This is a genomic window from Conyzicola sp. (assembly GCF_046714715.1).
Lineage (GTDB): Bacteria > Actinomycetota > Actinomycetes > Actinomycetales > Microbacteriaceae > Conyzicola.
This window is the reverse complement of record NZ_JBKKAD010000222.1, coordinates 1-12,019: the sequence shown is the minus strand read 5'-3', so window position 1 is coordinate 12,019 and position 12,019 is coordinate 1. Positions and strand designations below refer to the sequence as shown.

At 68.1% G+C, this 12,019-nt stretch carries 9 protein-coding genes and 1 pseudogene; 1 reads left to right on the top strand and 9 read right to left on the bottom strand.

The window, feature by feature from the left end; genetic code table 11:
* The 9 genes and pseudogenes from ilvD to ACLQ6X_RS17225 all read right to left on the bottom strand — a co-directional run.
* On the bottom strand, window positions 1-1,629 hold a 1,629-nt coding region (ilvD, locus tag ACLQ6X_RS17265; RefSeq protein WP_411701381.1), incomplete at its 3' end, for a dihydroxy-acid dehydratase.
* A gap of 68 nt (window positions 1,630-1,697) precedes the next feature.
* A complete protein-coding gene (gene mnhG, locus ACLQ6X_RS17260; protein WP_411701380.1) occupies window positions 1,698-2,084 on the bottom strand; it encodes a monovalent cation/H(+) antiporter subunit G in 387 nt (128 codons plus the stop codon).
* A 128-nt stretch (window positions 2,085-2,212) separates the two neighbouring features.
* Window positions 2,213-2,467, bottom strand: a pseudogene (locus ACLQ6X_RS17255) (monovalent cation/H+ antiporter complex subunit F); the annotation flags it as partial.
* Window positions 2,464-3,015 carry a Na+/H+ antiporter subunit E gene (locus tag ACLQ6X_RS17250; RefSeq protein WP_411701379.1) on the bottom strand — a complete coding sequence of 184 codons (552 nt, stop codon included), beginning with the start codon at window positions 3,013-3,015 and terminating at the stop codon, window positions 2,464-2,466. The pseudogene ACLQ6X_RS17255 and the gene ACLQ6X_RS17250, both read right to left, overlap by 4 nt.
* The gene (locus ACLQ6X_RS17245) at window positions 3,008-4,570 is read right to left on the bottom strand and encodes a Na+/H+ antiporter subunit D (RefSeq protein WP_411701382.1); all 1,563 of its coding nucleotides are present in this window, start codon (window positions 4,568-4,570) and stop codon (window positions 3,008-3,010) included. The genes ACLQ6X_RS17250 and ACLQ6X_RS17245 overlap by 8 nt, the downstream gene beginning before the upstream one ends.
* Window positions 4,571-4,572: 2 nt before the next feature.
* Window positions 4,573-4,995, bottom strand: a complete 423-nt coding sequence (locus ACLQ6X_RS17240; RefSeq protein WP_411701378.1) for a Na(+)/H(+) antiporter subunit C — start codon at window positions 4,993-4,995, stop codon at window positions 4,573-4,575.
* On the bottom strand, window positions 4,992-7,889 hold the full coding sequence (locus ACLQ6X_RS17235; RefSeq protein WP_411701377.1) for a Na+/H+ antiporter subunit A: 2,898 nt from the start codon (window positions 7,887-7,889) through the stop codon (window positions 4,992-4,994). The genes ACLQ6X_RS17240 and ACLQ6X_RS17235 overlap by 4 nt, the downstream gene beginning before the upstream one ends.
* A gap of 442 nt (window positions 7,890-8,331) precedes the next feature.
* Window positions 8,332-9,147: a trehalose-phosphatase gene (gene otsB / locus ACLQ6X_RS17230; protein ID WP_411701376.1), complete on the bottom strand. Its 816-nt coding sequence runs from the start codon at window positions 9,145-9,147 to the stop codon at window positions 8,332-8,334.
* A complete protein-coding gene (locus ACLQ6X_RS17225; protein WP_411701375.1) occupies window positions 9,147-10,694 on the bottom strand; it encodes a trehalose-6-phosphate synthase in 1,548 nt (515 codons plus the stop codon). The genes otsB and ACLQ6X_RS17225 overlap by 1 nt, the downstream gene beginning before the upstream one ends.
* 186 nt (window positions 10,695-10,880) lie before the next feature.
* On the opposite strand from ACLQ6X_RS17225, the gene ACLQ6X_RS17220 reads away from it, so the two are divergent.
* Window positions 10,881-11,795 carry a magnesium transporter CorA family protein gene (locus tag ACLQ6X_RS17220; RefSeq protein WP_411701374.1) on the top strand — a complete coding sequence of 305 codons (915 nt, stop codon included), beginning with the start codon at window positions 10,881-10,883 and terminating at the stop codon, window positions 11,793-11,795.
* Window positions 11,796-12,019: the final 224 nt, after the last annotated feature.

Genomic DNA, 12,019 nt, shown 5'->3' with positions numbered 1-12,019 from the left:
GAGGGGAGCCCAGCCTTCTCGGCGGGCCTCGAGCTCAGCGGCGTCGACGAGTAGGTCGATCGAGCGAGCGGCGATGTCGACACGGATGAGGTCGCCATCACGCACGAAGGCGATGGGACCGGAGTCCACCGCTTCGGGTGCTATGTGGCCGATGCAGAGGCCGGTTGTGCCGCCCGAGAATCGCCCGTCCGTCAAGAGTAGTACATCCTTGCCGAGCCCAGCGCCCTTGATGGCGGCGGTGATGGCCAGCATCTCGCGCATGCCCGGTCCGCCCTTGGGGCCTTCGTAGCGGATGACGACGACCTCACCCTTTTTGATCGTTCCCTCGGTGAGGGCATCGAGCGCTCCGCGCTCGCGCTCGAACACGCGGGCGGGGCCCTCGAACACGTCGGCGTCGAAGCCGGCGGTCTTGACGACCGATCCCTCGGGCGCGAACGAGCCGTGCAGCACCGTGAGGCCGCCCGTCGCGTGGATGGGGTTGTCGAGCGTGCGCAGCACCTTGCCGTCGAGCGGGTCGATGCTCATCTCGGCGAGATTCTCGGCGAGTGTCTTTCCCGTGACGGTGAGCGCGTCGCCGTGCATGAGGCCGGCGTCGAGCAGCGCCTTCATCAGCACCGGGATGCCGCCCTGGCGGTCGACGTCGTTCATCACGTACTTGCCGAAGGGCTTGAGGTCGCCGATGTGCGGAACCTTGTCGCCGATGCGGTTGAAGTCGTCGAGGGTGAGCTCGACCTCTGCCTCGTAGGCGATGGCCAGCAGGTGGAGGATCACGTTGGTCGAGCCGCCGAGCGCCATCGCCACGGTGATCGCGTTTTCGAAAGCCTTCTTGGTGAGGATGTCACGTGCCGTGATGCCAAGACGGAGCAGGTTGACCACAGCCTCGCCCGAGCGGTGGGCGTAGTAGTCGCGGCGGCGGTCGGCGGCGGCCGGGCTCGCGGAGCCGGGGAGGCTGAGGCCGAGAGCTTCGGCGACGGAGGCCATGGTGTTGGCGGTGTACATGCCGCCGCAGGCTCCCTCGCCCGGCGCGAACGCGCACTCGATGCGGTGCGCGTCTTCGAGGCTCATGGTGCCGGCCTTTACACCGCCCACCGCCTCGAACGAGTCGATGATGGTGATGTCTTTCTCGGTGCCGTCGGTCAGTTTCACCCAGCCCGGCGCGATCGAGCCGGCGTAGAGGAAGACGCTCGAGAGGTCGAGGCGGGCGGCGGCCATGAGCATGCCGGGGATCGACTTGTCGCAGCCGGCGAGCAGAACCGAACCGTCGAGGCGCTCGGCCATCATCACGGTTTCGACGGAGTCGGCGATGACCTCGCGGGAGACGAGCGAGAAGTGCATGCCCTCGTGCCCCATCGAGATGCCGTCGGAGACGCTGATGGTGCCGAACTGCAGCGGGTAGCCCCCGCCGCCGTGCACGCCCTCTTTCGCCGCCTGCGCGAGGCGGTCGAGCGAGAGGTTGCAGGGAGTGATCTCGTTCCACGAGCTCGCAATACCGATCTGCGGCTTCTCCCAGTCGGCGTCGCCCATGCCGACGGCGCGGAGCATTCCGCGCGACGTCGTGGCTTCGATACCGTCGGTGACGGTGCGCGAGCGGGGCTTGATGTCGATGGCGTCTGGGGATGTGTCCGGCATGTTACGAGTGTAATGAACGCGACTGACCGAGGCTTGCACCTGCGCGGTTGGGCCCGCGCCCGACGGTTCTAGTCTCTCGGCTCCTTCTTCGCCGCCTCGAGTGTCTCGGCGGTCGCCCGTTCCACCGCCTCCTCGAGCTCGTCGGCGATCATCAGCTCGTGGTCGAAGTTGGCCGTGCGGTATCCGGCCCGGCCGACCATGTGCGCGGAGATCGGCGCCGTGAGCATCTGGAAGAGCACGACCGGAATGAGCAACAGCAGCGTCGACCACGCTCGCGACTCGAGGGCGATCGCGAGCACCACGAAGATGAGACCGAGTATCTGCGGCTTGGTGGCGGCGTGCATGCGGCTGAGCGCGTCGGGGAACCGCACGAGGCCCACGCCCGCCGCGAGCGACAGCAACGCGCCGAACAGGAGGCAGATGGCGGCGAGGAGGTCGAGAACGTCGTTGGTCATCGCGGGGTACCTCCGCCCGTGGCATCCGCATCGTCGCCTATCTCGACCGACTCGTCGGCCGCACCCGACGTCGCCGACGCGCTCTCGCCGAGCGGGCTGTCGACTCCCACCGGGATGCCGGCCGGTCGGTCCTGCTTAGAGACATAGCGGGCGACGGCGATCGTCGCGAAGATCGCGGTGCTGGCCAGCACGACCATCAGCGGGATCGTGCGGGTGTGGCCGTTGTAGACCATCTCGGCGCCGACGACGAGCATGAGGGTCGTCAGCAGCACGTCGGAGGCGATCATGCGATCGAGGATCGAGGGTCCGCGCACGATTCGGTAGACGGTGAGCAGCGCCGCCAACGTGAACAGCACGCCGACGATCGCGTAGATGACTGTCATGCGCCTATCCTCTCGAGGTCGTCGTGGGAGCCGAGCGCCAACACGATGCGGTGCTCGATCAGCAGAACGCGTCGGCGGGCCTTCTCCACGGCCTCGAGCGACGGGGTGTTGAGCACGTGGAGGTAGAGGATCGAGTTCGCGCGGTCGGCCTCAAGAACGAGCGAGCCGGGGATGAGCGACAGGGCGATGGCGGTGAGCGTCATGATCAGGTCGGACCGGGTGTACAGCTGCACGGCGATGACGGCATTCTGGCGTGCGGGGCGGCGTCCGAACGCCTGGGCCGCCACGATGAACGACGCGCCCACGAGCTGCCAGGCGAAGGTGCCGACGAACACGGCGAGGTGCCAGGGGTGCAGCCGGCCGGTGAGGTCGACCGGCGGCAGGTAGAAGACGCGCGTGACGAGGATCGCGAGGACGAGTCCGGTCACCAGATTGAGCACGGAGACGTTGCCCCAGAGCAGCATCCAGAGCACGACGAGCGCCACGATGAGCGGAATCTGATGCAGGAACCGCACCCGCAGGTGCTTCTTGGCCGCGTTGTCAGTCATCGATACCCCCGGGGAAGACGATGTCGACGTAGAACGACGGTCCCTCGAGATTCTCGCCGGCGCGTGCGGCGATGCCGTAGAGCGGTCCGGCGAAGACGGTGAGCGCGAGGCTCACCACCACCATGCCCGCCGTCGCGGCGACCATGAGTCTCGGGGCGGTGCGCGTTTCGCGCATCACCGGGGCGTTCGGCGCCTCGGACACGTTGCGCAGCAGGGTCGACTCGTAGTTCTCCACCTCGGAGGACGAGCGCCAGAACGCCATGTTCCACACGCGCACGAGCGCGTAGAGCGTGAGCAGCGACACGAGCGCTCCCGCTGCGATGAGCACGTAGGCGAGCGGGGTGCCCTGCGTCGCGCTCGCCTCGAACAGCGCGAGCTTGCCGATGAAGCCGGAGAACGGCGGGATGCCGCCCAGGTTGAGCGCCGGGATGAAGTAGAGCACCGCGATCACCGGCGCCGCCTTCATCAGGCCGCCGAGCTTGGTGATCGACGTGGTGCCGCCGACCCGCTCGATCAGTCCGGCGGCCAGGAAGAGGGTCGCCTGCACGATGATGTGGTGAACGATGTAGTAGATCGCCGCGCCCGTACCGGCCGCCGTGCCGAGCGAGATGCCGAGGATCATGTAGCCGATGTGGCTGACGAGGGTGAACGACAGGATGCGTTTGATGTCGGCCTGCGAGACGGCGCCGAGCACGCCGACCACCATGGTGAGCAGCGCCACGACCATCAGCACCGTGTTGAGCTCGGGGCCGGGGAAGATCACCGTCTCGGTGCGGATGATGGCGTAGACGCCCACCTTCGTGAGCAACCCGGCGAACACGGCCGTCACCGGCGCGGGCGCCGTCGGGTAGGAGTCGGGCAGCCAGAACGACAGCGGGAACACCGCGGCCTTGATGCCGAACCCCATGAGCAGCATCACGTGCAGGATGATCTGCACGTCCTGCGGGATCTCGGCCATACGCAGCGAGATCTGGGCGATGTTCACGGTGCCCACGGCCCCGTAGATCATGGCGATCGCGGCGAGGAAGAGCAGCGACGAGAGCAGGCTCACGACGATGTAGGTGACGCCGGCCCGGATGCGCGCCTCGGTGCCGCCGAGCGTGATCAGCACGTAGCTCGACACGAGCAGGATCTCGAACCCGACGTAGAGGTTGAAGAGGTCGCCCGCGATGAACGCCGTGAAGACGCCGGTCGCGAGGATGAGATAGGTCGGATAGTAGATCGACACCGGCGTCTCGTGGTCGCCGTCGGCGAGGCCCTGCCCGACCGAGAAGACGAGCACGGCGAGCAGCACGAGCGCCGAGACCACGAGCATGAGCGCGGCCAGCCGGTCGACGACCAGCACGATGCCGAACGGTGCCTGCCAGCCGCCCACCTCGAGGACGAGGGGCGCCGTGTCATCCACCACCACCAGCAAAACCACGCCGATTGCGAGCACAGCGGTCAGTGTCAGAACGGCGACGATGCGCTGCGCGCGCGGGCGGCGGCCGAGGATCAGCGTCGATGCGGCGCCGAGCAGCGGCAGCATCACCACGAGGGGCACGAGGGCGTTCAGGTTCACCGGCTTGCCCCGAATTCTGTGTCGTCGGTCGTGGTCTCGAGGGTCTCGCCGAGTTCGGCGACCTCGTCTGCCCGCAGCGCGACATCGTCGACGTCGTCGTCCACGTCGTCGTCGCGTTCGAGTCGCCACGACCGGTAGATGAGGGCCATCAGGAACGCCGAGACGCCGAAGGTGATGACGATCGCGGTGAGGATGAGCGCCTCGGGCATGGGGTCGGTCATCTCGGCCGCCGTCAGGCCGTCCTCGACGATGGGGGCGCTGCCGACCTTGCCGACCATGGTGAGGAGCAGCAGGTTGGTGGCGTTGCCGACCAGCAGGAAGCCGAGCAGCACGCGCGTCATGCTGCGTTCGAGCAGCAGGTAGATGCCGGCGGCGTAGAGCACGACCATCACGGCGACGAGCACGAGGGCGATGTTCACGCGGTCACCTCCTCGGGCCTGTCGGCGGATTGGTCGGCGTCGTCGTCTTCCTGCTGCCGGTCGACCTCGGCGCCGAGGCTGCGCAGAACGTCGAGGGTCAGCCCCACCACGACGAGGTAGACGCCAACGTCGAAGATCGTGGATGTCACGAACTCGACGTGACCGAAGAGCCACACCTCACCCTCGATGAAGCTCGACTGCAGCGCCGCCTGTCCGAAGAAGACGGGCACGAGCGCGGTGCCGACCGCGAGGGCGAGTCCGGCGCCCAGCAGCTTGCCCGCGTCGATCGGCGCGGCGGCGCCGAGCTCGTGCCTGCCGCCGGCCAGATAGCGGGCGACGAGGGCGAGGCCGGCCACCAGGCCGCCGGCGAAACCGCCGCCGGGCAGGTTGTGGCCCGCGAAGAGCAGGTAGATCGACACGATGAGAATCGGGTGGAAGATCAGCCGCACGACCACCTCGAGCAGGATCGACCGGTTTCCGGCCGCGAGTGTACGGCCTGCGAGCAGCCACGAGGTGCGTGCGTCGTCGCCGGAGACCTGGGCGTTGTAGGCGCTGATGCGCTGGGCCTTGATCTTCTTCTTGGCCTCGCGACGGGGCAGGCGCGGCAAGTTGTCGGCGCGGCCGCTGATGAAGATGAGGCTGGCGACGCCGGTGGCGGCGACGATGATCACGCTGAGCTCGCCCATCGTGTCCCAGCCGCGCAGGTCGACGAGCGCGACGTTGACGACGTTGCGTCCGTGACCCTGGTTGTAGGCGAGGTCGGGCCACTGCAGCGAGATCGGCAGGGCCTCGCGGGCGCCGAGGGTGACGATCGCGGCGATACCCATCACCAGGGCGAAGCCGATCGCGATGGCGGCACGCACGACGCGGTTGCCCTGGCCGTTGCGCACACCGAGACGCGCCGGCAGCCGGCGCAGAACCAGCACGAACGCGACGAGGGTGACGATCTCCACCAGGATCTGCGTGAGAGCCAGGTCGGGCGCACCCTCGAGGGCGAAGAGGCCGGCCATGCCGTAGCCGGTGACGCCGACGAGCACGACAGCCTGGAATCGCTTGGTGGCGCGGGTGGCGGCGATCGCGGCGATGATCATCACGACGCCGATCGCGGCCTGTGCGGGAAAGTCCCAGAACTTGATGCCGGCGGGCCAGCTGCGGTTGAGTGCGAGAGCGGCGCCGACCGCGACGATGAACACGGTCAGGATGACACCGAGGTAGAACGGCAGCGAGCCGCGCTGGGTGACGCTCGTGGTGCGCGCGGCGGTGAGGTCGACGACACGCAAGACCGTCGAGTAGGCCTTGGCGGCCGAACCGGCGGAGGCGTCGGCTTTCGCGAGCGAGCGGCCACGCCAGATGAACACCGCGGCACCGAGCACGAGGGTGGCGGCCGAGATCGCGAGGGCGGGTTCGAGGCCGTGCCAGAGGGCGAGGTGGTAGCCCTCCCCCTCCGCGGGGATGGTCTCGGAGTAGCCGACGAGCATCGCGTCGACGAACGGGGCGGCGAGGCCGAGCACGATGCCGCTCGCCGCGAGCAGGGCGGGCGAGGCGACGAAGGCCGCGTTCTCGGTGACCGGCTTCACGGTGTCGACGCCAGGCTTGGTGAAGAAGGCGCCCCAGAAGAAGCGCGCGCTGTACGCGACGGTGAAGACCGATCCGACCGCGACGCCGACGAGCGCCACCCAGCCGAGCGCGTCGCCGGCCGTCGCGCTGTCGAGCAGCGCCGTGAACACGGCCTCCTTCGCGACGAAGCCGAGCGCGGGTGGAAGCCCCACCATCGAGACGAGAGCGAGCGCGGTGACGACGGCGAGCACCGGCGTCCTGCGCCCGAGGCCCGACAGCTTGCGCAGGTCGCGCGTTCCCGAGCAGTGGTCGATGATTCCGACGACGAGGAAGAGCGTGCTCTTGTAGAGCGCGTGCGCGAGCAGCAGGGCGAGGCCGGCGAGCGCCGTCTCGCGGGTGCCGAACCCGACCACCACCATGAGGAAGCCGAGCTGGCTCACCGTTCCGTAGGCGAGCACGAGCTTGAGGTCGTGCTGGCGCAGCGCCGTCCACGCGCCGAACAGCATCGTGAGCACGCCGAAACCGACGATGACCTCCTGCCAGCCTGGGGTGTCGGCGAATCCGGGCGCGAGCCGGGCGATGAGGTAGATGCCCGCCTTCACCATGGCTGCCGCGTGCAGGTAGGCGCTGACCGGTGTCGGCGCGGCCATAGCGGCGGGCAGCCAGAAGTGGAAGGGCACGATCGCCGACTTCGACATCGCGCCCACGAGGATGAGCATGATCGCAGTCGTGACGAGCGCGCCGCTCGGGGCGAGGGAGACGATCTCGCTGAGTCGCGAGGTTCCGGTGTGCACCGAGAGCAGCACGAGGCCGACCAGCATCACGAGGCCGCCGAAGGTCGTGACGAGCAGCGCCTGCAGCGCGGCACCGCGGCTCGCCTTGCGGCCGGCGTAGTGGCCGATCAGCAGGTAGGAGAGAACGCTCGTGGCCTCCCAGAAGATGAAGAGCAGGTAGACGTCGTCGGCCACCACGAGCCCGTACATCGCGCCGGCGAACGCCAGCAGCACGGCGGCGAATCGGCCGAGACCCTCCTCGGCGTCGGTGAAGTAGCGCGCGCAGTAGAGCAGCACGAGCGCGCCGACACCGGTGACGACGAGGGCGAGCACCCACGACAGGGTGTCGAGGCGCACGGCGACGGCGAGGTCGAGCTGCGGCACCCACTGCACGACCTCGGTGACCTGCCCGCCGCTCGCGACGGCCGACGACTGGGTGAGGGTGTGCACGAAGGCGGCGGTCGGCACGAGGGCCGCGATGAAGAAGACGTTGCGGCCGAATGCCCGGCGCGCCAGTGGGAGGATCAGCGCGAGCGCTGCGAACGCGATGAGAATCGCGAGCATGGTGCCTCCCAGTGCGTTGGTGCGGCAAGTACACGTCGCTGGAGATTACTCGGAAAGGTTCCCTGAAGCCGCGTCACGAGTTTACCGTGACTCGGCTGGGAAACGTCCGGAGCGTGCAGCGCCGAGGAGTACGGTCACCGGTTTCCGCCGCGCGGCGGGCCGCCGCAATTGTTCGGAAATTCAGGACCTCGGATGCGCCAGCCGACGCACGTCGGCCCTATTCCGCGGCCCGTGCCACCGGCGGCGACGCCGACTCCTGACTCTCCGAAGGCTGCAGGCACGCGGCGGCGGTCACTCGCGGGTTGCGTCGTTTGGGGCACCTCGGGCGGCGGGGTGCCCCAATTGGCGCAACTCGCTGGCCGAGCACAGGCACCAGCGGCAGCACGAGCACCAGCGCGAGGGCCTCGAGGCGAGGCTACGAGCCGGTGCCCGCTAGCCGGCACTACTGCTCGTGTACGTCGCCCTCGCGCAGGTCGGCGAGCATGGCGAGCGCCCGTGCCACCTCGGCCGGCCCCTTGACGCGGTGGTTGGCGAGAGTCGTGCCCTCGCCCGCCTTGAGTCCGAGGTCGTCGGCGTTGAGAGCGGCGAATCCGTCTTCGTCGGTCACGTCGTCGCCCGCGAAGAACACGGCGGTCGCGCCGGTGTAGGCGCGCAGGTGCTCGATCGCCTCGCCCTTCGTCGTCGACCGCACCGAGAACTCGAGCACGTTCTTGCCGCCGCGCACCGTGAGGTTGTCGAGTTCGGCCGCGGCCTCGCTGCGCGCGACCAGGTGGGCCACCCGCGAGTTGTGGTCGGTGGCCAGCCGCGTGTGCAGGGCGAACCCGGCCGGCTTCTCTTCGAGCCAGACCTGGTCGATCGACTCGGCGACCTCGCTCAGCACCTCTTTGAGCTTCTCGACCCGCTCGACCTCGGCGGCGTCGAGCCCGATGATGTCGTCGGGATCGTCGAGCCGGATCTCGATGCCGTGCGAGCCAATGAGCAGCGCGTTGTCGGGCAGCTGCGACACCCGCTCGAGGCTCGCGAGGGAACGGCCGGAGACGAGGGCCACGCGCGTGTGCGGCATCTCGAGCAGGCGCAGGACCGCGGCTCGGGCCTCGGGCAGCGCGCGTGCGCGTTCGGGGTCGTCGACCTCGGGCGCGAGCGTTCCGTCGAAGTCGAGCGCGACGAGCAGCTGCTTCGTGCGGGTGATCTCACGCAGGGCGCCGACGAGCGGCTCGGGCAGTCGGGAGAACGGGGGTGGGGTGTCGACGTCGACCATCAGAGCGCGCTTCCTCGCGGGGCGCGTTCCACCGTCCACTCGAGTTCACCGAGCGGATCGTCGAGGTCGAGCCCGGTCTCGACGTCTTCGCGGTCGCCGCGTACGCCCGCGAGGGTGGTGAGGAACGAGGTGGACCAGCGGGCCACGTCGTACTCGAGCACCCGCTTGCGCAGGGAACGCATGCGCGCCACCCGCTCCCGCTTCGGCATGGCGATGGCCTGCAGGATCGTCTCCTTGAGCCCGTCGATATCGTGCGGGTTGATGCGCATGGCCCGCTTGAGCTCGTCGGAAGCGCCGGCGAACTCGCTCAGCACGAGAATGCCGTCGTCGTCGAACCGCGCCGCCACGTACTCCTTGGCCACGAGGTTCATTCCGTCACGCAGCGCGGTGACGAGCATGATGTCGGCGGCCAGGTAGAGCGCCGCCATCTCGTCGCGGGGGTAGCCGTGGTGGTGGTAGCTGATGGCGGTGTGGCTCATCGTGGCGAAGTCGCCGTTGATGCGCCCGACCGTGAGCTCGATCTCGTCGCGCAGGTCCATGTAGGCCTGCACGCGCTCGCGGCTCGGGCTCGCGACCTGCACCAGCGTGACGTCTTCGACCTTGATGCGGCCGTCGGCGAGCAGCTCGCCGTAGGCCTTGAGCCGGTGGCCGATGCCCTTGGTGTAGTCGAGGCGGTCGACGCCGAGCATGATCGTCTTCGGGTTTCCGAGCCCCTCGCGGATCTCCTTCGCGCGGGCCTGGATGTGCGGCTGGCGGGCGAGCTCCTCGAACGACCGGGAGTCGATCGAGATCGGGAAGGCCTTGGCGATGACCCGGCGGGTCGGATGTCCCGGCGACGCGACCTCGATGGTGGTGGTCTTCGTGCTCGAGGTCGTCAGCCGGCGAACCGCTCGCGCGAAGTTGCTCGCGTCGGCGACCCGCTGGAAGCCGATGACGTCGGCGCCGAGCAGGCCCTCGATGATCGCGGTGCGCCACGGCAGCTGCGAGTAGATGCCGTAGGGCGGGAACGGGATGTGGTTGAAGAATCCGATGGTCAGGTCGGGACGCTTGTCGCGCAGCATCTTGGGCACGAGCTGTAATTGGTAGTCCTGCACCCAGACCACGCCACCCTGCGCGCTGACGGCAGCCGCGGCATCCGCGAACCTCTGGTTGACGGCGACGTAGCTCTCCCACCACTCGCGGTGGTAGGTGGGGGGCGCGATCACGTCGTGGTACAGCGGCCAGAGCGTGTCGTTGCTGAAGCCCTCGTAGTACTTCTCGATGTCCTCTTCGCTGAGGGGAACCGACACGATGTGGATGCCGTCGTTGTCGAACGGCTCGATGTCGAGGTCGGGTTGTCCGCCCCAGCCGACCCAGGCGCCGTCGTTGCTGCGCATGATCGGCTCGAGGGCCGTCACGAGGCCGCCGGGCGACCCCTTCCAGCTCTCGTTGCCGTCGGCGTCGACGACGCGGTCGACGGGAAGCCGGTTCGAGACGACGACGAAGTCGTAGAACTTCGCCTCGTCGTCGTTCGATTGAATTTCAGGGCTATCAAGGGGGGCGTTCATAAAACGCTGTGGCTCCATTCGGATTGCGCACCAGCACCATCGTCGGCAAGCTTTTGTCAGGGTACCAGCAGCGCATGGGAAAGGACGTCAGCGGCGTCTGGGGGGCCCTGCTCGCGCCCCTAGCATTGCCTCATGGTGACTACTCGGCTATATCGCGCCGGACAACTCGTAAAGACAGACTTCCCGGTGGCCGAGATCTCGGACTATCTGCAAGAGCCGGATGCCACGGTCTGGGCCGACTTCACGGCGCCCACCGCGACCGATCTCGCCATCATCGAGGAAGAGCTGGGGCTGCACCACCTCGCCGTGGAAGACGCGGTGCACGAGCACCAGCGTCCGAAGCTCGACCGCTACGACAGCCACCTGTTCCTGAGCGCGTACGCGGTCGACCTGGACGCGGTCACGCACGCGCTCACGAAGGTGGAGGTGAAGGCATTCATCACGCCGAGGGCCGTCGTCACGGTTCATCCGGAAGCTTTCGACATGGGCACAGTCGTGCAGCGCTGGGACAGCAACCCCGACCTCGCGCAGCACGGAGCGGCCTTCCTGCTCTGGGGCCTTCTCGACGTGATCGTCGACGGGCACTTCGCGACCGTGCAGGACCTCGACGGCGAGATCGAGAGCTACGAGGACCTGCTGTTCGACGAGAAGAACCACGGAACGGAAATCCAGCGCAACTCGTTCGAACTGCGCAAGAACCTCGTGGCGCTGCGGCGGGCGGTGCTGCCGATGCGCGAGGTCGTGAACACGTTGATGCGGCGCGACATCGAGCTTATGGATCACGACATGATGCCGTATTTCCAAGACGTGTACGACCACGTGCTGCGGGCCACCGAGTGGACGGAGTCGTTGCGCGACCTCGTGGCGACCATCCTCGACACCAACCTCGCCATCCAGGGCAACCGGATGAACCTCATCATGAAGAAGGTCACCAGCTGGGCGGCGATCATCGCCGTGCCGACGGCCATCACGGGCTTTTTCGGGCAGAACCTGCAGTTCGTCGGCTTCGGCACCGTGTGGGGCAGCTACCTCTCCGTCGGTCTCATCGTGGTCGTGGGCGGCATGCTCTACGCGTCGTTCAAGCGGCGCGACTGGCTGTAGGGCCGCCGAGGGCCATAGGGCCAGCCCGGCGATCGCGCAAGCTGGCGCCGATTCGCGCCCTCAGGTTGCCGACCGCGCCTCAACCGGTACCGTGGAGTACCGAACAAGGAGACACTCACATGCGCAAGTTCATCTTCAACGGCTCGATCATCAGCGCAATCTTCGGTGCTGTCGGCGTGCTGCAGACCACACGCAAGGGGCCGCGCGACTGGCGCCTCATCCTG